The organism is Actinoplanes sp. NPDC051411 (genome assembly GCF_040682075.1).
Lineage (GTDB): Bacteria > Actinomycetota > Actinomycetes > Mycobacteriales > Micromonosporaceae > Actinoplanes.
The window spans coordinates 67,747-90,995 of the sequence record NZ_JBFBAD010000001.1; the positions used below are offsets into that span (position 1 = coordinate 67,747).

20 protein-coding genes and 2 pseudogenes are annotated in these 23,249 nt (G+C 71.6%); 10 read left to right on the top strand and 12 right to left on the bottom strand.

The genetic code is table 11. The annotated features are described in order from the left end of the window. Positions 1–30 precede the first annotated feature (30 nt). A pseudogene (locus tag AB0M88_RS00275) lies at positions 31–312 on the top strand (Rrf2 family transcriptional regulator); the annotation flags it as partial. A gap of 160 nt (positions 313–472) precedes the next feature. Continuing rightward, positions 473–652 (top strand): annotated as a pseudogene (locus AB0M88_RS00280) (hemin transporter); the annotation flags it as partial. A 79-nt stretch (positions 653–731) separates the two neighbouring features. Here AB0M88_RS00280 and AB0M88_RS00285 read toward each other — a convergent pair. Then, on the bottom strand, positions 732–2,096 hold the full coding sequence (locus tag AB0M88_RS00285; RefSeq protein ID WP_364093155.1) for an FAD-dependent oxidoreductase: 1,365 nt from the start codon (positions 2,094–2,096) through the stop codon (positions 732–734). A gap of 71 nt (positions 2,097–2,167) precedes the next feature. Between AB0M88_RS00285 and AB0M88_RS00290 the strand changes: the two genes are divergently transcribed. Genes AB0M88_RS00290 through AB0M88_RS00300 form a run of 3 tightly spaced genes read left to right on the top strand, consistent with a single transcriptional unit; the run spans position 2,168 to position 4,421 of the window. Continuing rightward, entirely contained in the window at positions 2,168–3,067 is a 900-nt protein-coding gene (locus AB0M88_RS00290; protein WP_364093158.1) for an AraC family transcriptional regulator, read from the top strand. Positions 3,068–3,096: 29 nt separating this feature from the next. Beyond that, the gene (locus AB0M88_RS00295; RefSeq protein ID WP_364093161.1) at positions 3,097–3,591 is read left to right on the top strand and encodes a VOC family protein; all 495 of its coding nucleotides are present in this window, start codon (positions 3,097–3,099) and stop codon (positions 3,589–3,591) included. Continuing rightward, the gene (locus tag AB0M88_RS00300) at positions 3,588–4,421 is read left to right on the top strand and encodes a metallophosphoesterase (RefSeq protein ID WP_364093164.1); all 834 of its coding nucleotides are present in this window, start codon (positions 3,588–3,590) and stop codon (positions 4,419–4,421) included. Before AB0M88_RS00295 ends, AB0M88_RS00300 begins: the two co-directional genes overlap by 4 nt. A 3-nt stretch (positions 4,422–4,424) precedes the next feature. Here AB0M88_RS00300 and AB0M88_RS00305 read toward each other — a convergent pair whose 3' ends face one another. Continuing rightward, complete coding sequence (locus AB0M88_RS00305; RefSeq protein ID WP_364093167.1) at positions 4,425–5,066, bottom strand: 4'-phosphopantetheinyl transferase superfamily protein; 642 nt, start codon at positions 5,064–5,066, stop codon at positions 4,425–4,427. 27 nt (positions 5,067–5,093) lie between these two features. Here AB0M88_RS00305 and AB0M88_RS00310 point away from each other — a divergent pair, with 27 nt between their 5' ends. Both AB0M88_RS00310 and AB0M88_RS00315 read left to right on the top strand, forming a co-directional pair. After that, complete coding sequence (locus AB0M88_RS00310; protein WP_364093170.1) at positions 5,094–6,074, top strand: BadF/BadG/BcrA/BcrD ATPase family protein; 981 nt, start codon at positions 5,094–5,096, stop codon at positions 6,072–6,074. 171 nt (positions 6,075–6,245) lie between these two features. Continuing rightward, a complete protein-coding gene (locus AB0M88_RS00315; protein ID WP_364093173.1) occupies positions 6,246–7,352 on the top strand; it encodes a hypothetical protein in 1,107 nt (368 codons plus the stop codon). A 29-nt stretch (positions 7,353–7,381) separates the two neighbouring features. On the opposite strand, the gene AB0M88_RS00320 is transcribed toward AB0M88_RS00315, so the two are convergent. The 4 genes from AB0M88_RS00320 to AB0M88_RS00335 form a co-directional block, all read right to left on the bottom strand. Continuing rightward, on the bottom strand, positions 7,382–8,644 hold the full coding sequence (locus tag AB0M88_RS00320; RefSeq protein ID WP_364093176.1) for a hypothetical protein: 1,263 nt from the start codon (positions 8,642–8,644) through the stop codon (positions 7,382–7,384). A 132-nt stretch (positions 8,645–8,776) separates the two neighbouring features. Beyond that, a complete protein-coding gene (locus AB0M88_RS00325) occupies positions 8,777–9,022 on the bottom strand; it encodes a hypothetical protein (protein ID WP_364093179.1) in 246 nt (81 codons plus the stop codon). Positions 9,023–9,086: 64 nt separating this feature from the next. Beyond that, positions 9,087–9,311, bottom strand: a complete 225-nt coding sequence (locus tag AB0M88_RS00330) for a hypothetical protein (protein WP_364093181.1) — start codon at positions 9,309–9,311, stop codon at positions 9,087–9,089. Positions 9,312–9,883: 572 nt separating this feature from the next. Beyond that, a complete protein-coding gene (locus tag AB0M88_RS00335) occupies positions 9,884–10,525 on the bottom strand; it encodes a TetR family transcriptional regulator (RefSeq protein WP_364093184.1) in 642 nt (213 codons plus the stop codon). A gap of 73 nt (positions 10,526–10,598) precedes the next feature. Here AB0M88_RS00335 and AB0M88_RS00340 point away from each other — a divergent pair, with 73 nt between their 5' ends. Continuing rightward, positions 10,599–11,564, top strand: coding sequence for a zinc-binding dehydrogenase (locus AB0M88_RS00340; protein WP_364093186.1), 966 nt, complete (start codon positions 10,599–10,601; stop codon positions 11,562–11,564). An 85-nt stretch (positions 11,565–11,649) separates the two neighbouring features. After that, complete coding sequence (locus AB0M88_RS00345; protein ID WP_364093189.1) at positions 11,650–11,844, top strand: hypothetical protein; 195 nt, start codon at positions 11,650–11,652, stop codon at positions 11,842–11,844. Between the two features lie 366 nt (positions 11,845–12,210). Here AB0M88_RS00345 and AB0M88_RS00350 read toward each other — a convergent pair whose 3' ends face one another. Genes AB0M88_RS00350 through AB0M88_RS00370 form a run of 5 tightly spaced genes read right to left on the bottom strand, consistent with a single transcriptional unit; the run spans position 12,211 to position 19,361 of the window. After that, positions 12,211–15,192: a glycoside hydrolase family 38 C-terminal domain-containing protein gene (locus AB0M88_RS00350; protein ID WP_364093192.1), complete on the bottom strand. Its 2,982-nt coding sequence runs from the start codon at positions 15,190–15,192 to the stop codon at positions 12,211–12,213. Between the two features lie 11 nt (positions 15,193–15,203). Next, positions 15,204–16,367: a glycosyl hydrolase gene (locus AB0M88_RS00355; protein WP_364093195.1), complete on the bottom strand. Its 1,164-nt coding sequence runs from the start codon at positions 16,365–16,367 to the stop codon at positions 15,204–15,206. Further along, on the bottom strand, positions 16,364–17,221 hold the full coding sequence (locus tag AB0M88_RS00360) for a carbohydrate ABC transporter permease (RefSeq protein ID WP_364093198.1): 858 nt from the start codon (positions 17,219–17,221) through the stop codon (positions 16,364–16,366). The genes AB0M88_RS00355 and AB0M88_RS00360 overlap by 4 nt, the downstream gene beginning before the upstream one ends. Then, positions 17,218–18,096, bottom strand: coding sequence for a sugar ABC transporter permease (locus AB0M88_RS00365; protein ID WP_364093201.1), 879 nt, complete (start codon positions 18,094–18,096; stop codon positions 17,218–17,220). The genes AB0M88_RS00360 and AB0M88_RS00365 overlap by 4 nt, the downstream gene beginning before the upstream one ends. Then, entirely contained in the window at positions 18,093–19,361 is a 1,269-nt protein-coding gene (locus tag AB0M88_RS00370) for an extracellular solute-binding protein (RefSeq protein WP_364093204.1), read from the bottom strand. Before AB0M88_RS00370 ends, AB0M88_RS00365 begins: the two co-directional genes overlap by 4 nt. A 182-nt stretch (positions 19,362–19,543) precedes the next feature. Here AB0M88_RS00370 and AB0M88_RS00375 point away from each other — a divergent pair, with 182 nt between their 5' ends. Continuing rightward, positions 19,544–20,560, top strand: coding sequence for a LacI family DNA-binding transcriptional regulator (locus AB0M88_RS00375; protein WP_364093207.1), 1,017 nt, complete (start codon positions 19,544–19,546; stop codon positions 20,558–20,560). Here AB0M88_RS00375 and AB0M88_RS00380 read toward each other — a convergent pair. After that, positions 20,557–23,178 carry an EAL domain-containing protein gene (locus tag AB0M88_RS00380; protein ID WP_364093210.1) on the bottom strand — a complete coding sequence of 874 codons (2,622 nt, stop codon included), beginning with the start codon at positions 23,176–23,178 and terminating at the stop codon, positions 20,557–20,559. The two genes, AB0M88_RS00375 and AB0M88_RS00380, sit on opposite strands and share 4 nt — an antisense overlap. Positions 23,179–23,249: the final 71 nt, after the last annotated feature.

Here is a 23,249-nt window from a genome sequence, read left to right on the forward strand (position 1 = left end):
GACCACTTTCCATCGATGGAAATGGATTTTATGGCCGTGCGTCCCACCATTTGTGTCCGTAGTGACCCTTCCCATAAACAAGACTCCGTTCCCCGCCACCACCTCGCCAAGGTGGTCCAGCGGCTGCACCACCTGGGCTTTCTGGAGACCGTCCGGTGCCGCAACGGCGGCGTACGCCTCATCCCGACCGCCCGCGACGCCTCGATCGGCGCCGTGGTACGCGATCTCGAGGGCGCGACCGAGGTGGTCGAGTGCGAGGGCGAGGCCTCCTGCCCACTCAACCGGGGCTGCCGCCTGCGCGGCGCGCTCCGGATGGCGCAGGAGGCGTTCTTCGCCGCGCTCGACCCGATCACGGTCGGCGACCTGGCCGCACCCGCTGCGCGCCGACGTGCTCGCCGGCGGCGCCCGCCTGCGCACTTTCCGCCACCAGGTCTGGTACGAGCAGCCCGGCTCCCACGAGGGCTCCGAACGGGGCCGCATCGACCCGGATGCGATCCCGCTCCACCCGGACGCCGAGGTCTACCTCTGTGGCCCGGTGCCGTTCATGCAGGCCGTCCGGGCCGGCCTGCACCGCCGGGGCGTCCCCGAGCACCGCATCCGCTACGAGGTCTTCGGCTCCGAGCAGTGGCAGACCATTCCCGTCCCCGCCTGACGAGGTGCCGTGACGATATCGGGGTGTGCGGGCTCGCGCCGGCTTCCAGCGTCTACCACCATGTCCGAGGGGCGCCTGGTCACCGCACGATCGTCGCCAGCACCTCGTTGAAGCCCTCGGTAGTGCTCGGGTGGGTATAGATCGCGTCGCGCAGGGTGGTCGCCGTCGTGCCGGTATGCATGGCCAGCGCGACCGTGTTGATGAGTTCCTGGGAGTCGACGCTGAGCAGCGCCGCGCCCAGGATCTCGTCGGTCGAGGCGTCGATGACGAACTTCATCAGGCCGCGCACCTCGTCGACGATGCGGGCGCGGGGCATCGCCGCGGTTGCCGCGACGGACTTGGCCGCCACCTTGACCGGCCGGCCGATCGCCCGGGCCTCGGCCTCGGTCAGGCCGACCCGGGCCAGCGGCGGGGTCATGAACAGCGTGTACGGCACCGCGACCCGGTCCGAGGTGGAACGCCGGCCCGAGCCCGTGATCTGGTCGAGCACGATCCGGTAGTCGTCGAGCGAGATGTAGGTGAACTGCGGGCCGCCGTTGACGTCGCCGATCGCGAAGATGTGCGGCCGGCTCGACCGCAGGTGTTCGTCCACCTCGACCGCGCCGTGCGATGTCGTGCGCACACCGGCCTCGGAGAGCCGCAGACCGGCGGTGTTCGGCACCCGCCCGGCCGCCGACAGCACCGCGTCCACCTCGAGCGTCTGCGCGACGCCGTCGACAACAAAGTGGACGGTGCCGTCGGAGACCGACGTGATGTGCGCGCCGGTGAGGAACGTGACGCCTTCGTCCTGGAGGATCGTGGTCGCCTCGGCCGCGACGTCGTCGTCCTCCCGGGAAAGGATCCGGCTTCCCTTTTCGAGCACGGTCGTCCGCACGTCGTAGCGGGCCAGCATCGCCGCGAACTCGATGCCCTGATAGCCGCCGCCGATGACGGCGACCCGCTTCGGCAGGTCGGGCGAGACGATCAGGTCGGTGCCGGTGAGCAGGCGCGTGCTCTCGCGCAGCCCGGGAATGTCGGGGATCGCGTTGACCGCGCCGGTGTTGATGACGATCGTGTCGGCCGTGATCTCCAGCCGGCCGTCGCCCGCGGTCACCTCGACCCGCTTCTCGTCGAGGAAGGCCGCGGTGCCGGTCACCACGGTGACCGAGTCGAGCGAGTCGAGCATGCGGAAGTTGTTGCCGCGCAGGAACGAGGTCAGGTTGGCCGTCCACGCCACGGAGTCGGCGAACCACTCCCGCGGATCAGCGTCGTCCGGCCGGCCCGACGCGCGGTGGATCAGCGCCTTGGTCGGCACGCAGCCGATGTTGATGCAGGTGCCGCCGTACATCAGCTCGGACTGCTCGACCATGACGACCCGCTTGCCCTGACGGCCGAGGGCCGCCGCGAGTGTCTTGCCGCCCTTCCCGAAGCCGATCACCAGAAGATCCGCGTGCATAGCGTCCATGTCATCCAGGCTGCGTGACGAGGGATGATCCGACAAGACGGCTGAGAATCAAGTATCGTCGAGATCGGCTCATGGACGCGATCAGCAAACTCATCCGCGTGGCCCGCCCGGAGGGGGCGGTCGATGTCCGCTGCCTGCTCGCCGGCGCCCACGTTCTCGACAACCCGCCGTGCCGGCCACGCCGGGTTCCCTTCCACCTTCTGCTGTCCGGCCACTGCGTGGCCGAGGTCCGCGGCCGCACGCTCGAGCTCCGCCCCGGCGACGTCCTGGTTCTGCCGCGTGGCTGTGGCCACCGCGTGCGGGTCGTGGCCGACGGCCCGCCCAGCCCGTTCGTACGCCACGTCGGCGGCTCGATCGCGACCGAGCGCGGCGACGACGAGCCGGTCATCGACCTGTTCTGCGGCCACTACACCTATCAGCCCGGCGCCGGTGAGCTGCTCTTCGGCGGCCTGCCCGACATCGTGCACGCGTCCCTCGGCGTCGGGGAGGGCTCCCCGCCGCGCCTGCTCGGCGAGCTCATGCGCAGCGAGGCCGACCTCGACGGCCCGGGCGCCGGTGCGCTGCTGGCGTCGCTCTGCGAGGCGCTGCTCGCGCTCGCCCTGCGCGGGGCGGCGAGCGATCCCGTCCCGCCCTGGACCGCGGTGACCGATCCCGGCCTGCGGGCGGTCGTCGACGCCGTCGCGAGCGAGCCCGGCCACCACTGGACGATCTCGGGGCTGGCGCGCATCGCCGGGGTCTCGCGGGCCACGCTCGTACGCCATTTCTCGGCCGCCACCGGCATGGGCGTCGCCGAGTTCCTCGGCCGCACCCGCATGACGATCGCGGCCGACCTGCTGACCGGCACCGACCGGGGCCTCGCCGACATCGCCGGAGCCGTCGGCTACCGCTCGGCGTCCGCGTTCGGCAAGGCGTTCCGCGAGGCGACCGGCAGCACGCCGGCCCAGCTCCGGCGGGCGGGCGACCGCCGCTAGCGTGCGGCGAAAGCGGTAGGCTGCGAACCGTGTCCGATGACGCTGCGGGGCGGCCGGAAGGGCTGCGTTTCCTGTCCGGGATCATCCTGGTGTCGGCCGAGCCGGCCCGGCTGGTCGCCTTCTATCGCGACCTCCTCGGGGTGCCGCTGGTCGAGGAACAGCACGACGACACCGAGCTGCACTGGGCCTGCGAGCTCGGCGACGTCCACTTCGCCATCCATCCCGAGGCCGACTACCCGGGCGAGGCGCTCGGCGCCGGCGCGGTGAAGATCGCGCTCATGGTGTTCGAGATGGACCGTCTCGTCGCGTGGCTGAGCGGCAACGGGATCGAGCCGCTCTATCCGCCGGTCGCGTTCGGGGAGTCGTCGCGCATCACCGCGGTCCGCGACCCGGACGGCAACACGGTCGAGCTGACCGAGCTCGGGCCGAGCTGGCTCGACCACCTGAAGTCCCACCGGGCCGCCGGGGGAGACCTGGTGGCCCACTGGAGCGGCCGGCCCGCGTGGCATCATCGACCCACGTGACGGCTTCTCTGCTCGCGGTCAGCGACCTGCACGTGTCCTACGAGGAAAACCGGCGCATCGCCGACCGGATCGAGCCGGGGTCCGACGGCGACTGGCTGATCGTGGCGGGGGATGTCGGCGAGATCTTCGGCGACATCGAGCGGACCCTGCGCGGGCTGCGGGAACGCTTCGCCCGGGTGATCTGGGCGCCCGGCAACCACGAGCTGTGGACCCACCCGCGTGACCCGATCCAGTCGCGGGGCGAGCAGCGCTACCGCGAGCTGGTGCGGATGTGCCGGGACAACGACGTCGACACCCCGGAGGACGACTACCCGATCTGGGCGGGCCCGGACGGCCCGGTCGCGGTCGCGCCGCTCTTCCAGCTGTACGACTACACGTTCCGCGCGCCCGGCACGCACACCAAGAAGGAGTCGCTCGAGAAGGCGTACGCGGCGGGCGTGGTCTGCACCGACGAGATGCTTCTGCACCCCGACCCCTATCCGGATCGGGAGTCGTGGTGCGGGGCGCGTATCGCGTACACGGAAAGCCGCCTCGAAGCGATAAGCGTGCCCACCGTCCTGGTCAGTCATTGGCCGTTGGTGCGGCAGCCGACCGAGGTTCTCTATTTTCCCGAGTTCGCGCAGTGGTGCGGCAGCGAGCGGACAGCCGATTGGCACGTGCGCTTCCGGGCCGTGGCCGCGGTCTACGGGCATCTGCACATCCCGCGCAGCACGGTCTATGACGGGGTGCCGTTCGAGGAGGTGTCGCTCGGCTATCCGCGCGAGTGGGGCCGGCGCGGTGGTGAGCCGCAGCCGGTCCGCAAGATCCTCGACGGCGCCGCCGGAAGCTGAGGGTCAGCCGGCCGGCACCGCGATCGCGGTGAGGATCAGGCCCTCGCCGGCCATCCACCGGCCGTCGAAGCCGGTGGGGCCGCCGGTGGCCAGGATGCGGGCGCTGAACGTGCCCGCCGACGGGTCGATGTCCAGCTCGGCCTCCTCGAAGCCGAGCCACCGCGAGGTCAGCGGGAACCACGACTTGTAGATCGACTCCTTGGCGCTGAACAGCAGCCGGTCCCAGCGCACCGCCGGATGCTCGCGCAGCAGCTCGTCGATGTGCGGGCGTTCGCCGGGCCGGGTGACCGTCTCGAACACGCCGTCGGGCAGCGGCTCGTTGGGCTCGGCGTCGATGCCGATGGTGGTGAACGATTCGCGCGGGGCCAGGACCGCGCCGCGATAGCCCGCGCAATGGGTCATGCTGCCGACCAGGCCGGCCGGCCACCGGGGCTGGCCGCGCTCGCCGCGCAGCACCGGCGCGGGCGGCCGGCCGAGCTCGGCCATCGCCCGGCGCGCGCACCAGCGGGCGGTCGTGAACTCCAGCCGGCGTTTCTCCACCGCCTTGGCCACGAGCGCCGCCTCCTCGGGGAACAGGGTGGCGCCCGGCGGATCGATGAACGTGTCGACCGCGACCGTGCCGACCGGCAGAATGGACTCGATCACGCTGGGATCCTATCGATTGGTGGCCCTGTGGAGGTCGTGCTCGGCATTGATGTGGGTGGCACCGGCCTGCGGGCCGCGCTCGCGCCGGCGTCCGGTGAGCCGGTTCCGATCGCCCGGGCCGGTCACGCGACCGGCCTGCGGCGGGGAGCCGGCGGCCTCGACGGCGTTGTTCCCGCGGCGGCCGCGATCGCCGCCGAGCTGCTGGCCAGAGATGAGGCCGGAGATGAGGCCGGGGGCGAACACCGGGTGCGCGCGGTCGCGCTCGGCTGCGCCGGCGCCGCCGACCTCGGCGACGAACTGCGCGTCCACCTCCCGGCGGCCCTGCGGGCGGTGTGCGGACCGGCCATTGTGGTCGTCGCGTCCGACATGGTCACCGCGTTCTTCGGAGCCCTCGCCGGCTCGCCCGGCGTGACCCTGTCGGTCGGCACCGGCGCGGTCGCGTTCGGTGGCGATCTGGCCGGCGAATGGCGGCGCGCGGACGGCCGGGGCGATATTCTCGGCGATCTGGGTGGCGGGGCCTGGCTCGGCCGCGCCGGGATGGTCGCCGCGCTGCGCGCGTCCGACGGGCGCCGCGGTGGCTCACCCGTGCTGCTCCGGCGGCTTCTTTCGGCGTACGGCGAGCCGGCGGCCCTGATCCGTGAGCTGAACGGCCGCACCGACCGGGCGGCTGTCCTGGCCGGTTTCGCCCCGGCCGTGCTCGACGCCGCGCGGTCCGGCGACCCGGCCGCGTTGGAGATCCGCGCCGAGGCCGGCCGGCACCTGGCCGACACGGCCCTCGCGGCCCGGCCGAGGGGGCTGGCCGGGCGGGTGGCCCTGACCGTCGTCGGTGGACTGCCCGACCACCACGCCGACTTCCGCGCCGAACTGGTCGAGCGGCTCGACCCCGGCTTCGCGGTGCGGCCGGCCGCCGGGCCGCCGGTTGACGGAGCGTTACGGCTGGCCGCGGACGCGGCGGCCGGCCGGGTGCCGCCCGGACTCGCCCACTACGGGGTTCAGATGTCCGGATGACGGTCCGTTCCGGACATTGCCGGAATGGTGCGCCCGATCGACCCGGCCCGGCGACCCCTCGTACGGTATCGGGCTCCGAACGTCCTCAGCTCAGCGTGATCTCTCGCGGACTCATCGTGTCTCCTGCAAGCTTCAACCACCGACAGGATGCGATCGCGAAAGGAGCGCTCGGTGACGACTACCGACATTCGAGCCCACCGGCGGGTGCTCAGCGGCGGCAACGCGGGCACGATCTACACGACCCGCCAGAAGCGATCGTCTTCGGACACGATCCGGCCGCTAACCCCCGAGCGGGCGGTCGACCGGCTGCGCGAGCTGGCCGCGGCCGGGCGGCTGTCCGACGCCGCGGCCGAGGGCCGGCCCGATCGCACCGCGCTGGTCGGCGCGGCGTACACGCTGGTCTGGCCGATCGTCTACAGCCAGGTGACACGGCGCTTCGAACGGCAGCGCGGGCACCACGGCTGCGCGGCCGGGGTGGCCAACCTGCTCGACGAGTGCCTGGACCGCTTCCACGACGACGTCGAAGGCGTGGTCGACGACCTGCTCACCCACGCCCACAAGCCGATCCTCAACGTCGAGGCGTGGGTGTCGTCGCGGGTCGGGGCGGCGACCGTCAACGCGTACCGCCGGCGGCGCGGCAGCCGAGGCGCCCTGCAGCGGCCGCGGCTTCCCGGCTGGCTGGCCGGCGAGCTCGGCCACGACCGCTGGCTGGGCGCGCTGGCGGTCAACATCCTGGTCTGGGTCGGGGTGGCCGGCACCGCGGGCTGCGAGTTGTGGCCGCTCGACGCGTGGGCCCAGGAACGCGGCGCGACGACCGGCGACTGGTGGGGCAGCGATCCGGCCGCCGTGGAGCGTGACATCGTGCGGGTGCTCGCGGCCATGCGGACGCGCCCGGAGTGGTACGAGTCGTTCGTCGAGCGCCCGCTCGGGGCCAAGCAGACGCCGGTGGTCGCGGCGGCCACCGACGTCTACGGCGAACCGGTGGCCCCGCTCGACCTGGGCGATCCCGACCGGCGGATCGACGGCGAGCTGCACCGGCTGGCCCACAACGCCGTACTGGTGATCGGTGACCGGATCCGCCGGGGCGAGGCGGCCGAGGAGGTGGTCGCCGAGGTGATCCGCACCGTGTTCGGCGGCTCGGTCACCAGCGCGTTCGACCAGGTGCCGCACCGCGACGCCGACCCACTGGGCGGGGTCACCGGCGCGCTCGTCGATCGCGACCGGCTGGCCCGGATCACCTCGACCGCGCTGTCCATTCTGGGTGAGCGAGACACCTGATCCGGCTACCCGTCGGGGCCCGGGACTAGCTACCTAGCCCCCGGGCCGACGTAGAACCAGCCGCGCTCGACGAACTGCTTCTCCGGCAGGTCGACGACCATCTCGTGGAAGTCGCCGGCCCGCGGCGGTTCCACGGCGTGCTCGATGACGTCGCGGTAGAGCACGTCCGGCAGGCCGAGGACGTAGCAGGCGGCCGGGTTCTCCTTGACCGCCGCGCGCAGCGGCGCGCTGTCGAGGATCCGGTGCACCGCGATCGCCGAGGTGCCGACCCAGCCGTTGTCGCCCTCCTTCACCAGGCCCCGGTGCAGGGCGACCCGCAGCCGCATCCGCTCGTCGGCCGGCATCCCGGTGTCGCGCTCGACCAGCCGCGCGCCCAGCTCGTGCAGCAGGCCGGGGATGACCTTCGACTCGTCGATGCCGACCGGCAGCACGGTGAACTGGCCGTCGCCCTGCGGCTGCGGACGCACCGCGCGGTCGGCGATCCCGGCCGCGCGCCGGGCCCGGCCGAGCACCTCGACCAGATCCCGCTGGAGGATCTCGGTTTCGAGATTGGACCGCCGGCTGTAGCTGACCACGTCGGCCGCCACGCAGAGCCGCACCGCGGCCCCGGCGGTGGCCTCGGCCGGGGTCAGGCTTTCCGCGAACGGGATCGCTTCGGAGAGTACGGCGCTCCGCCGCCCGCCCGGCCCGGCCGTCTCCACCTGGGCCGACAGGGTGCCGGTGACCTCGGTCGCGGCGGACGGGATCTCGAGCACGGCGTGCACCGCGTACGTGCGGGCGCGCGGCTCCTCGTACGCCCAGCTGAACACCGGGGTCTGCAGGCCGGTCGTCCACGCCCGCGGCGCGCCGGGCCGCCCGAACAGCCGGCGCAGCCAGCCCGCCCGGCCCCGCGCCGCGGCGACAGTGCGGGCGGCGACCGGGGAGGACGGCTCGATCGCGTCGCCGACGTCGACGAGACCGAGCGCGTCGGCGTCTTCGGGCAGGTGCACCGCCCGGCGGCCGGTTCCGGCGAGGGTCACCTTGAAGCGGGCCCCGGTGTAGTGGCGGCCGGCGGGCGGCCGGTCGAGGTCGAACGCGAACAGCGCCCCCACGTACCGCAGGCCGGCCGAACCGGCTCGCCGGCGCAGGCGGGGCGGCAGGTCGGCCGGGGAGACCTCGTAGAACAGGGGATGGCCGCACCGGACACCGGACCCGGGCTCGTCGGACAGCGGCGGGACGCCCCGCGCGGACGCCTCGGTCAGCTCGCCGTAGGCCAGGATCTCGTCGTCGCGCAGAAACTGCTCATCGGACACGCCAGGAACTGACGGACAGCACTACTTCCCGGGGACCGGTGACCAGGCCACGCCGTACCCGTAGCCCTCGCGCAGACGGCCGCGGGCGTTCCCCGGACGCCCGGTCGTCGCCGAGGCCGGACGAGGGTGGTATCAGCCCTGCTCCACGACGGCGCCGCCCTTTCCGCCCTGGTCGAGCCGGTCCTGACGATCGTGGACCGACTCGCCGAGCAGGCGGCCACGGTCGGCGATCGTGGCGTCGATCGCCGCCCGGGCGTGGCCGCGCTCGCGGGCCGCGCCGAGCGCCGACCGCAACTCCGACTCGAGCAGGGCCCGCAGCGCGTCCACCTGCCCGCCGGTCAGCTCGCCCGGCGGGGCCCGTCTGGTTTGATCGTTCATGATCACCGATCCTTGCCGATTACGCACCGTCCCCACGTACTGACGGACGAGAAGCGGGCCTGTCTTATTGGGCCACCTTGGCCATCTCGCGGATGGCCACGGCGGCGCGGACGAAGGTGTTGTCGGCGAGGTCACCGATGGTCTCGATGCCGAACGCCTGGCGGAGGCCCTCCGCCTCGGCCTCGTCGATGCCGGACAGGGCGGAGACCGGTGCGCTGACGAGATCGGTGACGGAGCTGGACTGATATTCGGGGTCGAGGACGGCGTCGAGGTTCACGGAGACGGCCATGCTGATTCCTCCCGTGGTCGGCACGGTCCACTCCGGACCGCTACTCGATGCTGTCATGCGGTCGCGATCAGTCAAGTCGGGCCGAAAGAAACGGGCGGCCTTCGGTTCCGTATGGTCGTGACCGTGCGACGGGTTCACGCCGACAGTCTCGGCGCCTGGCTGATCAAGGGCAATGCGGATCGGGCCGACCTGATGGGCCGGTTCGCCGGTGAACCGCGGGTGACCCGGTGGTGCGTGCAGCCGAGCTACCGACTGGACCTCATGCGAGCGGGCCAGCCGGTGCTGTTCTGGGCCAGCGGCAGCCGTCGGCGCGACGTCCCGTACGGGATCTGGAGTCTCGGCCGGCTGGCCGGCCCGCCCGAGCGGGAGGACGCGGACGGCGGCTGGTCGGTGCCGCTCGATCTGGTGGTCCTTCCCCGAGCCGGCCCGGCTGCGGCGGGAGGTGCTGCGGGCCGACGACGAGCTGACCGGCCTGGAGGTGTTCCGGCAGCCTCAGGCGGCGAACCCGTCGTTCGTCACCGTCCGGGAGTTCGCCGCGATCGCGCGGCTTCTGGCCGCCTGACGTCGAGTCCTCACGGGCCGGCGAGGCCGGTTGCCGAGGCCTTGAGGAGGTCGCGCAGGCGGGGGGCGAAGTCGAGCGCGACGTGCCCCCACTCCGGCACCTGGTCGTAGAGCGCGGCCAGCGTCGGCGTGGGGTGGGCCAGCTGCCACAGGTAGGCGGACAGGGCCAGCGCGGTCGCGATCAGATCCTGCAGCTGGACCGGGGTCATCGTGCTCGCGGCGGCCAGCGTCGCGACGATCTCGTCGTGGGCGGCGAACGCGTTCGTCTTGTAGCGGTGGGCCCGCTCGAGGGCGACGTCGCCCTCCAGCGTCAGCGGCACGTGGGTCAGCAGGTCGCAGAAGACCGGCAGCCCGGTCAGGGTGGTGCTCAGCGTCGCCGCGGTGGCGGCCGGGGCCAGGCCGGTGCGGTCGCCGACCTCGGCGAGGACGGCGTCGCGCCACTGGCCCCAGCCGCGCTCGGCCAGTTCGAGCAGCAGTTCCTCTTTGCTCGCGTAGTAGCGCCGCACCCCGGTGCGATGCAGCCCGGCCCGTTCGGTGACCGCGGCGAGCGTCACATAGCGGACGCCGCCGAGCTCCTGAGCCAGGCCCTCGGCCGAGGCCAGCAGGGCCTCGGATCGCCGTGCCTTGTCGTCCGCCGACCGTGCCCGCTGCATTCCCGGAGCATAACGCACGTCGTGATGCGCTATGGTTAGCGCATCACGAGGTGCGTTATCTAGGGAGGGCGCTGTGAAGGCCATACAACTCACCAGCTTCGGCGGTCCCGAGGTGCTCACGCCGACCGACCTGCCGGATCCGGAACCCGGCCCCGGCCAGATCGCGATCGACGTCACCCACGCCGCGGTCGGGCTGGTCGACGTCTACATCCGCCAGGGCCTCTACCGGGAACGGGCGGGGCTGCCGCAGCCGCCGTACGTGCCCGGTCTCGAGGTCGCGGGCACGGTGCGCGCGCTCGGCGACGGAGTCACCGGCTTCTCGATCGGCGAGCACGTGGTGTCGCTCTCCAACAACGCGACCGGCGGCTACGCGACGGTCTATGCGGCCGCCCAGGAGCGGGTCGTCTCGGCGGAAGGCATCGACCCCGCGCTCGCGGTGGCCGTCCTGCCCAACGCGATCATGGCCCATGTCGCGCTCACCCGGGTCGCCCGCATGGCGCCGGGCGAGAACATCCTCATCCACGGCGCCCTGGGTGCGCTCGCGGCGGCTTTCCCCGGCATAGCCCGCAACCTCGGCGCCGGCCGGGTGGTGGGCACGGTCCGCGGCGAGCGTACGGCGTCGGCCGCGGCCACCCGGCTCCCGTACGACCTGGTCGTCGACTCGAATCGGCTGCCCGACGAGAAGTTCGACGTCATCATCGACCCGGTCGGCGGCGACGTACGTACCCGGAGCCTCGACCGGCTGGCCCCGTTCGGGCGCATGCTGCTGGTCGGCAACGCGAGCGGCGACTGGGACAACCGCCTGCCGAGCAACCCGATCTGGCACGGCAACCTGGTGGTGGCCGGCTTCAACTCGGGCGGCTACTTCCCGGCCCACCCCGACGTGATGGCCCCGGCCGCCGAAGCGGCCCGACAGGCCGTCTCGGCCGGACTGGCCGACGTCGAGATCGAGGTGCTGCCCCTGGCCGCCGCGGCGACCGCCCACGAACGCCTGGAGAACCACTCGGCGAACGGCCGCCTCGTCCTGGCCACGGCCTAGCTCGGCAACCTAGGCCGGAAACCGGAAAGCGTATTTTGAAGCCGGCCACCTACGAACCGAGAATTCGTGACGGTGAAATCAAAGGATGTCGCAGACTTCCGGCGCTAAGTTCTCGGGCGTGGCCGGCACTCTGCGGCCGATGTTCAAGGGTCGGCTTGGTCATGTGCTGCTCGACCGGGACCTTCTCGAGCGATTTGTCCAGTTCCTCCGGGCGGCGATGGCGGGCGAGGGGGAGCAGAGGTTCGCGTTCGACCACGCAATCGATGTGCATCTGCGCTAGCTGATCGACGACGCGCCGGCGGCGGCCATGAGGGAGGTTGATCCTGAACTGGTCACCATGGTCCAGGAACGATATGGCGTCTGGCTCGACCGCTGACGTGTGAACCAAACACGCGAAGCTCCGGCCGGAGCTTCGTCGTTTACCGGCTGGCCGAAGGGCTGCGGGAAGGCTCGACGTGGTGCGGAACGGGTATGGCCTGCACGGTCGCGGTGGCTCGGGGTGGGCAGCAGCGCTGCTTGGTGAGGATCGCGCGGCCACGGCAGGTTGGGGCATCGGCGAAGGAGCGGCAGCCGATCGGAGCGAGCCGTGGTTGCCTCGGGGCGAACGGTGGCCGGCCTGGAGACGAAAGGCCGGCCACCGGGAGTCTCAGCGGCTCAGGCGTAGTGTTCGCACCTCGAACGGGCTCAGGGACAGCGGGATCTCCGAGCCCGTGACGGCCACCTCGTCGTCGAGTGGCCTCTCCAGCAGTGACACCGTGACGGTCTCGCGGATCGGCACGTGTGCGGTCAGCGTGCCGACCGCGCGGCGGCCCAGGGACTCGTAGAGGCGGACGATGATGTCGCCGCCGTGGTCGTCGGCCAGCTTGACGCTCGACAGCAGGATGCCCTCGCCGGTGACCGAGACCAGGGGCTCGAACCCGTGGTCGCCGGTCACCACGCGCTCGGCCAGGTTGAGGTCGAGACCGGCCGCGGTCGCGTCCGCGATCGAGGAGCCGATGACCAGGCCGTAGGCGCACGTCTGCCGGCCCTGGTCGGTGTCCGGGTCGGGGAACCGGGGCGCCCGCAGCAGCGACAGGCGCACGGTGGTCGTGACCCCCTGGACCGGGTCGGAGTCGCGGGTCAGGTCGTAGCCGTAGGTCGAGTCGGTGACCAGCGACGCCCCGAAGCCCGGCTCCTCGACGTGCACGAACCGGTGCATCGACGCCTCGAACTTGGCCGCCTCCCAGCTGGTGTTGGTGTGCGTGACCCGCTTCTGATAGCCGAACTGGGTCTCCGCCGCCACCTGCTCGGCGCGTACGTCGAACGGGAACGCCACCTTCAGGAACTTCTCGGTCTCGTGCCAGTCCGTTTCCTGGGCGATGTGGAGCGTGCGGCTGCCGGCGGCCAGCGAAATCGCCTGCCGCACCCGGGATTTCGAGAACGAGCGCTCGACGACGACCCGGCCGTCCTCGACCCGGATCGAGTCGGCGTCGAGCAGATCGGTGATCCGGTTGCGATAGAACCGGTCGACGTCCCACGCGTCCCACATGTTGGGGAAGTCTTGGTGCAGCTGCAGCAGATTAGCCGGTTGGCCGGCGGCGATCGCGTCCCGCCCGGTGGACAAGTCGATCGCCGAGGTGATCAGCCCGTCGGCCGAGATCGTCACCGAGACGAGTTCGTTGGCCAGCACGAAGCCGCCGTCCCGGGCTTCCGGCGTGATCAGAGCCGGCCCGGAGTGACGCCGGGCGGCGAGCCCGGGCACGCCATGGCGGGCCAGCGGCGCCGGGTTGAAGGCGATCGGAACCGAGCCGTCACCGGCCAGGACCTGGGTCGCGGTCGCGATGACCGCTTCCGCCCGGTCGTGGATCTTCTCGTACGCGGTGACCGCCTCCCGGTGCACCCACGCGATCGACGTGCCCGGCAGGATGTCGTGGAACTGGTGGAGCAACGTCTCTTTCCACAGCGCGTCCAGCTCGTCGTACGGATAGGGCGCCCCTGCCCGCACGGCCGCCGTCGCCGCCCACAACTCGGCCTCGATGAGCAGGTGCTCGCTGCGCCGGTTGCCCTGCTTGGTCCGGTGCTGGCTGGTCAGTGTGGCCCGGTGCAGTTCCAGATAGAGCTCGCCCACCCAGACCGGTGGATGCGGCAGTTCGGCCGCCGCGTCGGCGAAGAACTCGTCGGGGTGCTGCCACCGCACCCGCGGGCTGCCCTCGAAGTCGGCCAGCCGCCGCGCCCGCCCGGTCATCTCGCGCGTGGTGCCGCCTCCGCCGTCGCCGAAGCCGACCGGTGCCAGCGACCGCGTCGCCAGCCGTGACTCCCGGAACTGCCGGGTGGCCTTGGCCAGTTCGGCCCCGGACAGCTGCGAGTTGTAGGTGTCCATCGGCGGGAAGTGGGTGTACACGCGCGACCCGTCGATGCCCTCCCACAGGAAGGTGTGGTGGGGGAACTTGTTGACCTGGTTCCACGAGATCTTCTGGGTGAAGAACCACTCGAACCCGGCCCGGCGCATCAGCTGGGGCAGCGCGGGGGAGTAGCCGAAGCTGTCCGGCAGCCACACCCCCTTGCACTCCACGCCCAGCTCGTCGCGGAAGAACCCCTGCCCGTACGTGAACTGTCGCACCAGCGCCTCGCCGGTCGGCATGACCGTGTCGCTCTCCACCCACATGCCGCCGACCGGAATGAACGTGCCCTCGCCGACCGCCTTGACGACGCGCTCCCAGACCTCGGGGCGGTGCTCTTTGAGCCACGCGTACTGCTGGGCGCTGGACATCGCGTATTTGAAGTCGGGTTCCGTCTCCATGAGCGAGGTCATGCTCGACGCCGTGCGCGCCACCTTGCGGATCGTCTCGCGGATCGGCCACAGCCAGGCCGAGTCGATGTGGGCGTGGCCGATCGCCGAGACGCGGTGGGCGCTCGCCTCGGCCGGTGAGGCCAGCACCTCGGAGAGCACGTCGCGGGAGATGGCGGCCGTGCCCGCGATGTCCTGCAGGTCGAGAACGTCCATCGCGTCGTCGAGCGCCTGCAGGATCCGCATCCGCCGAGGAGCGGTCTCCGGCAGGGTCGCCTGGATCTCCAGCAGCACATCGATGTCGAGGGCGAGCTCGTAGGTAACGAGATCGAGCACCGCGAGATCCATCCGGCGGACCTGGTAGAGCGGCCGGGGCGACGACGTCTGGATGTCGCCTTCCTGAGTCGGCAGGAACGGGTGGTAGTCGAGCAGCACCGGGTTGGACGCGGCCTCCAGATAGAGCTCGACCTCGGGGCTGTCGACCGGGATCCACTGGTTGCGCGGGTTGATCGACTTCACCGGGCTGCCGTCCGGCCGATAGACCAGCGCCTCGGCCTGGAAACCCGGCATGTTGCGGTCGAACCCGAGGTCGACCAGCACCTCGACGTGCTTGCCCGCCCACGAGGGCGGAACCGTGCCGCGCAGCCGGAACCACGTCGTGCCCCACGCCGGCCCCCACGACGACCCGGCCGTGAACGGCTCGTAGGAGAGCGCGAGCCCCTCGGCGGGCGGGATCGGCTCGCCCGGCAACGCGTGAGCCGCTATCTCGAGGGGCGCTGACAGGGGGTGGACCGCGGGCAGGATGCGTTCGTTGAGGACGCGGGTCGCGCGTCCGACGGTGAGCGGGATGTCGTCGTGCACGGGGGTCCCTTTCAGCTGTGCGAGGCGAGCGTGATCCGTGGTCCGGGGCCGTCGCCGGCCGCGTCGAGCCAGGCCCGGTAGAACTCTCTCCGAGGCCCGGCCGCGGCGCGGTGGCCGTAGACAGTGTCGTCGAGGGGCAGTGTCGGCACGGTGTCGGCGATCGACACCTCGCCGCCCCTCAACCGGGTGATCATCTCGGCGAACCGCCGGCCGGTCGGCTTGAGCTGCCCGTCGCTGGTGAACAGCCCGAGGTCGTACTCCAGCTCGGGGAAGTCGAGCAGCTCCCGGCCGACGTCGTGCGAGCACCACCAGGTGACGCCGTAGAGCCCGTCGACCGCGGCCACCCGCCGGAGCGTCTCTTCCAGAAATTGCGGACCATCATCGACGACATTGGTCGGTGCGCCGACTTCCTGCAACCAGACCGGGCGGTCCGGCTCGGTGTGCCAGGCGGCGGCGAGGCGGCAGAGATATTCGGCGTGCCGCGTCGAGCCGCGGCTCAGGCCCCCGTACGCCTGTGCGGCGCCATTGAAAACCCAGGAGTGCGTGATCGTCGCGTCGCCGTGGTCGACCGCGTGCCGGGGCTCGAACGGCTGGGTGTCGTCGTACCAGGCGGCGTCGTACATCGCGTGCGTGAGCAGCACGCCGGCCGGCGCCTCGGACCGGGCCGCCGCGGTCAGCCGGCGCAGCCACTCGGCGGCTCCGTCGGGGGTGACCGGATGGGGCGACGGGTGCGGCGCGGCCGCGAACTGGTTGATCTCGTTGCCGAGCGTGATGCCGAGCAGGTTGGGCCGGTCGGCCACGGCCGCCACGAGCCTCCGCACGTATTCGCAGAGCGAGCCGACGACCGCCGGATCGGTGAACATGTTGCGGCGGTGCCAGCTCTCCAGCCAGGACGGCACGAAGTCGAAGCTGGAGAGGTGGCCCTGCAGCGCGTCGACATTGACGTCGAGGCCGAGGTCGCCGGCGATGTCGACGACCGTGGCCACGTCGTCGAGCGCCGTGCGCCGGATCACGCCGCGGTTGGGCTGGACGAGCGGCCACAGCGGCATCAGGCGGATGTGGTCGACGCCGAGCCCGGCGATCGCGGTCAGGTCGCGCCGGGTGTCGGCGGGGGAGAAGTCCAGCCAGGAATGGAACCAACCGTGGGAAGGGGTGTAGTTGACACCGAATTTCACCCTTTGACTCCACCCTCCTCGACGCCTTTGAAGAAGTACCGCTGCAGCACGCTGAAGATGACCGCGATCGGGATGAAGGCGATCATGGTGCCTGCCGCGATCATGCGCTGGTCCTGCACGAACGTGCCCGAGAGATACTGCAGACCCACCGTGAGGGTGTACTTCTCGGGCGTCGTGATGACGATCAGCGGCCACAGGAAGTCGTCCCACGCGCCGATGAACGCGAAGATCGCGACCACGGCCACGGTGCCCCGTACGGCCGGCAGGGCGACCCGGATCAGCCGCTGCCACGCGTTCGCCCCGTCGACGATCGCGGCCTGGTCGATGTCGTCGGGCAGCATCCGGAAGGCGTTGTAGAGCAGCAGCACGTTGAGCGCGGCGACCATGCCGGGCAGCGCCACGCCGAGCAGCGAGTCGGCCAGGCCGATGTCCCGGACGGTCACGAACTGCGAGATGATCGTGACCTCGCCGGGCAGCACCAGCGTCGACAGGAAGAGGCCGAGCACGATCCGGCGGCCGCGGAAGCGCAGCCGGGCGATGGCGTAGCCGGCCAGGGTCGCGAAGACGATGTTGCCGCCGACGGTCAGCGCGGCCACGATCAGCGAGTTGCCGATGTAGCGCCAGACCGGCACGGCCTCGGCGACCCGGGCGTAGTTGCCGAGCGTCGGCTGGTGCGGGATCAGCTGCGGCGTGGTCGTGTAGATGTCCTCGCCCGCGCCCTTGAGTGAGGTCGACAGCTCCCAGAGGAACGGCCCGACCGTGATGATCAGGACGAGGATCAGCAGCGCGTAGCGAAGCGCCTTCTCGCCCGGGCCGGCGGTCCCGATCGCGGTGAAACGGCGCCCGCCGCTCATCGCTCACCCCGGTTGTTGAGGCGGGCCAGCACGAGCATCGGCACGAGCGTGACCACGAACAGCAGCACGCTCAGCGCCGACCCGTAGCCGAGGTCGCCGAAGAATCCGCCGGTGTACTGCTGGATCAGCATGACCAGCGAGGAGTCCTCGCCGCCCGGGCCGCCCTTGCCGCCGGTGAGGATGAACAGTTCCGAGAACACCCGCAGGGCGGCCACGCTGACCAGGATCGCGACCAGGAACATCGTTCCGCGTACGCCCGGAACCGTGACCGAGAAGAACCGGCGCACCGGGCCGGCCCCGTCCATCGCCGCCGCCTCGTGCAGGTCCTTGCGGACGTTCCCGAGGGCCGCCAGGTAGACGATCATGTAGTACCCGAGGCCCTTCCAGACCGTGAGGCTGATCGCGCTGAGCACGACCAGCCAGCGGTCGGTCAGGAAGGGCAGCGGATGCTGCAGGACGTGCATCGACCGGGCCACGTTGTTGATCAGGCCGCGGTCGTCGAGCAGCCAGGTCCACATCAGGCCGACCACCACCGCCGACGCGATCACCGGCACGTAGAACGCGGTGCGGAAGAACGCGATGCCCGGCAGTTTGCGTTCGACCAGCACGGCCAGCAGGAGCGGCAGCACGGTCAGCAGCGGCAGGCAGACGACCATGTAGACCACGCTGTTGAGCAGCGCGCTCCACACCTGGCTGTCGTGGATCAGGTCGGTGTAGTTGCGGGCACCGACCCAGTCCACGTTCCCGCCGAGCGGCCTCGCGTCGGTGAACGACAGCCGCAGCGTGTTGATCGACGGCCAGACGCTGAAGAGCAGGAGCCAGGCCAGCGCCGGGGCGACCAGCACCCACGGAGTGAACCAGCGGTGTGCTCTCACTTCTGCCGGGACAGCATCTGGTTGAGCTTGGCCACCGCGTCGTCGAGCGCCTTCCGGCTGGTCACCGAACCCTTCAGCGCCAGGGCGATCTGCTGGTCGAGGATGGTCTGCATGTCCTGGTTCAGCTCGTACGGCGCGAGCGACTTCGCCGTCTTCAGCTCGTTGAAGGCGAGCACCCGGGCGTGCGCCAGCTCGCTGCCGTCGTCCTTGGCGAAGTACGGGTCGGAGGCCGACGCGCTGGTCGACGGGAAGATGTTGACCAGGTGGCCGAACTTGTTCTGGTTGTCGGCGTTGGTGACCCACTCGGCCAGCGCGGTGGCGGTCGCCAGGTGCTTGCTCTTGGCCGAGACGCTGACGCCCTGCACGTACAGCGGCGGGGTGTCGAGGGCGTTGGTGACCGCGACGTTGCCCTTGAGGCTCGGGTTGTCCTTCTGGAAGTCGGCCAGGCCGGTCGCGCCGCCGGTGCTCCAGGCGACCTTGCCCTGGGTGAACAGCTTCGAGTTGCCCTGGTAGTCGCTGTTGAGGACGCTCGACGGCAGGTAGCCCTTCTGGAAGGCGTCCTTGTATCGGTCGACCAGCGCCGCCGCCTGGTCGGTGTTGAACACGAACTTCTTGCCGTCGTCGCTGAGGATCGGGATGCCGGCCCGGGTGAAGTCGGTGGCATCCGGCTTGCGGCTCATCAGGAAGTTGTCGGGGCACTTGGCGTGCATGGTCGCGGCCTGCGCGAACAGCTCGTCGGTGGTGGCCGGTGGTTTGGCCGGGTCGAGCCCGCACGCCTTGAACTGCTTGGTGTTCCAGTAGTCGAGGTCGGTGTTGAGGTACCACGGGTAGGCGTAGACCGCGCTGCCCAGGCCGCTGTATTTGTAGGCGTCGATTCCGCCCGCGACGTAGGTGCTGTCGAGGTCCACCCCGGCGCCCTTGCTGACGTCCTTGAGCAGGCCCTGGCGGGCGAGCGGGAGCGCATAGTCGGGCGGCAGGTTGATCACGTCGGGGAGCGTGTTGGACGCCGCCTGGGAGAGCACCTTGTCGGCGTAGCCGTCGCCCGGCTGGTCGAGCAGCTGCACCTTGGTGCCCGGGTATTTCGCCTCGAACCCGCTGATCAGCTGGTTGAGGTAGTCGGTGAACTTCGGGGTCAGGGCCCAGGTCTGCAGCGTGACCGTGCCGCTGACGCTGTCGCTTGCCGGTTTGTCCCCGGATCCGCCGCAGCCGGCGAGCCCGAGGGTCATGGTCGCCAACACGGCGACGGCGGCGTGCCTGATTCGCATGGCTCCTCCTGTGGCGGTCAGGGGTCGGTTCAGGGGCCATCGTGGGCAACTAAAGCGATATAGTCAATGACTTACATGCATCGATCATTAACTTGTTTCGCACCGATGAAGTTCCTTGTCAACGACGCGATCCGAGCACTATGGTGCGCTCTAAACCGGTGTATCCAGCTGAGAAGTGGGCCGTGGCCAATCGTCCGACGATCGCCGACATCGCGAAGCGCGTCGGAGTCTCGCCCGGCGCGGTCTCGTTCGCCCTCAACGGCCGGCCCGGAGTCAGCGAGCAGACCCGCGCGCGCATCCTCGAGGTCGCCCGCGAGATGAACTGGCGGCCGCACCGCGCGGCCCGCGCGCTCGGCGGATCACAAGCCGGGGCGGTCGGCCTGGTGCTCGCCCGCGACCCGCGCACGCTCGGCTCCGAGCACTTCTACACCCAGATCCTGTACGGCATGCAGGAGGCGCTCTCGGCCCGCTCGATCGCCGTCCAGATGCAACTCGTCCGCGACACCGACGCCGAGATCGCCCTCTACCGCGACTGGGCCTCCGAGCACCGGGTCGACGGCCTGGTGCTGGTCGACCAGCAGGTCAGCGACCCGCGCATCGAGATCGTGCGGGAGCTGAGCATCCCGACCGTGACCCTGGGCCTGCCCGCGTCGGCCGGGCTGCTGTCCAGCGTCTGGGCCGACGACCACGAGGCGATGACCACGATCGTCGACTACCTGGCCGCCCTCGACCACCGCCGCATCGCCCACGTCGCCGGCCCGCCGATCTATCAGCACACCGCCCGGCGCATGCAGGCGCTCCGCGAGCACGCCGGCGCCCGCGGCCTCGAGGCGAGCGAGTCGCTGCCGACCGACTTCAGCGACGCCCAGGGCGCGGCCGCGACCCGCGCGCTGCTGTCCCGCCCCCGGCCGCCGACCGCGATCGTCTACGACAGCGACCTGATGGCGGCGGCCGGCCTCGGCGTCGCGCTCGAGATGGGCGTCCCGGTCCCGCAGGCGCTCTCGATCGTCTCGTTCGACGACTCGGTGCTCACCCGCATCGTCCACCCGGCACTGACGTGCCTCTCCCGCAACACGTACGCGCTGGGCGCCCAGGTCGCCGAAAGCCTCCTCGAGGTGATCGCCGACCCGTCGTCGCTGCTCAGCGTCCGCACCGAGACGCCACGCCTGGTGGTGCGGGGCAGCACGGCCCGAGCCTAGGGTCCCCACCCGGAAACGCCGCTCAGGAAGGCCTCCAGGTGCTCGGCGAACATCGGCCGGCCCAGCAGCGCGCCCTGGCCGAGGCGGCACCCGGCCGCGCGTACGGCGTCGAGGTCGGCCTCGTTCTCGAGGCCGTCCGCGATGATCTCCAGGCCGAGCCGGCGCCCGAGCGCGACCGTCACGTCCATGACCGCGCCCGCCTGCGAGGTGTCGAAGACCTCGCGGTCGATCTTCAGCAGGTCGATCGGCAGGATCCGCAGCCGGCTCAGCGACGTCGGCCCGGCCCCGAAGTGGTCGATCGCCGTACGGATGCCGTCCGCCCGCAACCGGCCCAGCTGGCCGGCCAGGTCGTCGGCCGGCGGCTGGGCCGGCGATGCGGCCGGCGAGGAAGCCAGGTCGCGCTCGGCGACGCCGATGACCAGGGCGGACGGCGGGATCTGAAAGAGCTCGAGCGCGTTGTGGAGCCCGGCCTGGAAGGTCGGGTCGGAGAGCGCGCGCGGTCGCACGTTGAGGGCCAGCCAGAGCGACTCGTGCCGCTCGCGCCAGGTCAGCAGCAGGCGGCACGAGCGGTGCAGGGCCCACTGCGTGACCTTGCCGAGCAGGCCCAGATCGTCGGCCAGCGCCAGCAACTCGGGGCCGGGCACCGGGCCGAGCGTCGGATGCCGCCAGCCGACCAGCGCCTCGACCCCGACCGCGCGATCGCTCGACAGGTCGACGACCGGCTGGAACGTTAGCTCCAGGGCGCCCCGCGCGACGGCCTGCGGAAGATCCTGCTCCAGTGTCGACCGGCGGAGCAGCCGCGACTCCATCTGCTCGTCGTACCACTCGGCGGCGCCCGGCGGTCCCGAGCGTACGGACCGAAGCGCAAGCACCGCTTGCCGGATGACCTCGTCGGTGCCGGTCTCCGGCACCAGGTCGGCGAGGCCGGCCCAGGCCGAGAGATGGGCGATCGTGCCGGCCGCCGTGTAGGGCACGGTCAGCGCGTTGACCAGCTGACTGGCCAGCAGATGGGCGCGCACGGCACCGCACCGGGTCAGCACCGCGAACCGGTTCTCGCCCAGCCGGGCGGGCACGTCCGCGGTCTCCACCCCGGTCCGCAGCCGGCGGGCCGCCTCGGCCACCACCACGTCGGCCAGATCGGGCCCGTGCACGTCGCCGATCGCGGTCAGCCCGCCCAGCTCGATGACGATCACCGCGCCGGCGTCCGGGATCAGCTCGCCGGCCCGGCGCAGTCCCTCGCGGTTGGCCAGGCTGGTCTGCGGGTCGAGGAACGTCGCCTGCCGCAGTGCCTGCTCGAGGTCGCGCAGGTTGCCGACGTCGCGCACGTGCACGACCAGGCTCCGGCCGGGCCCGGCCGGATCGGAGCCGTTCGTCGTCCACTCGGTCTCGCGCCAGCGGCCGAAGCCGTCCCGCAACCGCACCGGAAGGCTCTCCCCGGTCTCCTCCCGCGACATCCGGGCCAGCAGATCACGGTGGACGGCGTCGGCCTGATCGGGATGGACCAGCGCCGAGACCGTACGCCCGAGCACGTCCTGATCGGACAGTCCGAACTGCCGGGCCGCGGCCGGCGACTGCCACCGCACCGCCAGGTCGGCGTCGAGGACCATCGCCACGTCGGCCGAGCCGAACACCAGGCTGCGCAGCCGGTTGCCCTGGTCGGTGAGGTGCACGGCGTGCCGTCGCAGCGTCAACGCCGACACCCACTCCCGGGCCGCCACCGCGGTGATCCCGATGACGCCCACGACGATCGACACCGAGTCGAGGCGGCCACCGTTGACCAGGTGCAGGATCGCGGCCAGCGCCGCCCCGAGCATCGGCACGGTGAGCAGCGGCAACCCGGCCGGTGGCTCGCCTCCGGCGGGCGGGATCGCTCGGACGTCGGGCCGGATCCGCACCGAACCGTGCCAGAGCAGCGCGCCAGCCGCGTTGCTGGCCGCCGCGGCGGCCAGGGCGGCGATCGACGCGTTCGGCTTCCCGGCGTAGTCCTGGGCGATGACCAGCGCGGTCAGTGCGACCAGGGCGAGCGCCGCACCGGGCGCGCACCACTGCAGCGCCGACCGGTGCCGGACCGCGTGCGCGCCGGCCACCGCGACCGTCGCCGCCGCCCCGCCCCCGACGATCAGCGCGGTGACCGCCGCACCACGGGCCGGGTGGCCGCTGAACATCAGCAGCCAGACCGGGAAGACCAGACAGGCGCTCACCCCGAGCGCGTCGAGCCCGAACCGCAGCCGGGCCAGCGGGTCGCGGCGCTGATGCGGCCGCAGCACCGCCGGCACCAGCAGCCCGGCCACGAAGAACAGGCTGACCAGCGGAATCTCGGCCGGTAGCGGCACCCCACCGGCCACCAGCGCATCGGGGACGACGAGGGCGGTGACCCCGCTGGCCACGCCGGCCAGCGCCAGGATGACGAGCCCGCCGGCCAGGGCGACCGCGCGGGCCCGCGGCCCGGCCGACCGGCCGGTCACCACCGCCCGCAGCATGAGGGCGGCGAACACGGCCGGTCCGGCGGTCAGCAGGCCGGCCGCGGCGGCCGTCGGGAGCAGCACCAGCGCGACGACCACGACGGCGGCGGTCGCCAGGGCGGAAATGACGGTGATCGCCGGACGGGGGGTTTCCATCGGCTTCATTCCAGTGGGTCCGAGGGGTGGACAGGGTGGTGCTGAATCGCTCAACGACCCGCCGCCGCGAG

Coding starts and splice junctions, on each gene's coding strand:
- AB0M88_RS00360 (WP_364093198.1), bottom strand. CDS start 17,221: ATGAGCGGCGGGCGCCGTTTCACCGCGATCGGGACCGCCGGCCCGGGC.
- AB0M88_RS00380 (WP_364093210.1), bottom strand. CDS start 23,178: ATGGAAACCCCCCGTCCGGCGATCACCGTCATTTCCGCCCTGGCGACC.
- AB0M88_RS00370 (WP_364093204.1), bottom strand. CDS start 19,361: ATGCGAATCAGGCACGCCGCCGTCGCCGTGTTGGCGACCATGACCCTC.
- AB0M88_RS00285 (WP_364093155.1), bottom strand. CDS start 2,096: ATGGACGCTATGCACGCGGATCTTCTGGTGATCGGCTTCGGGAAGGGC.
- AB0M88_RS00290 (WP_364093158.1), top strand. CDS start 2,168: ATGGACGCGATCAGCAAACTCATCCGCGTGGCCCGCCCGGAGGGGGCG.
- AB0M88_RS00330 (WP_364093181.1), bottom strand. CDS start 9,311: ATGGCCGTCTCCGTGAACCTCGACGCCGTCCTCGACCCCGAATATCAG.
- AB0M88_RS00345 (WP_364093189.1), top strand. CDS start 11,650: ATGTCGCAGACTTCCGGCGCTAAGTTCTCGGGCGTGGCCGGCACTCTG.
- AB0M88_RS00335 (WP_364093184.1), bottom strand. CDS start 10,525: ATGCAGCGGGCACGGTCGGCGGACGACAAGGCACGGCGATCCGAGGCC.
- AB0M88_RS00325 (WP_364093179.1), bottom strand. CDS start 9,022: ATGAACGATCAAACCAGACGGGCCCCGCCGGGCGAGCTGACCGGCGGG.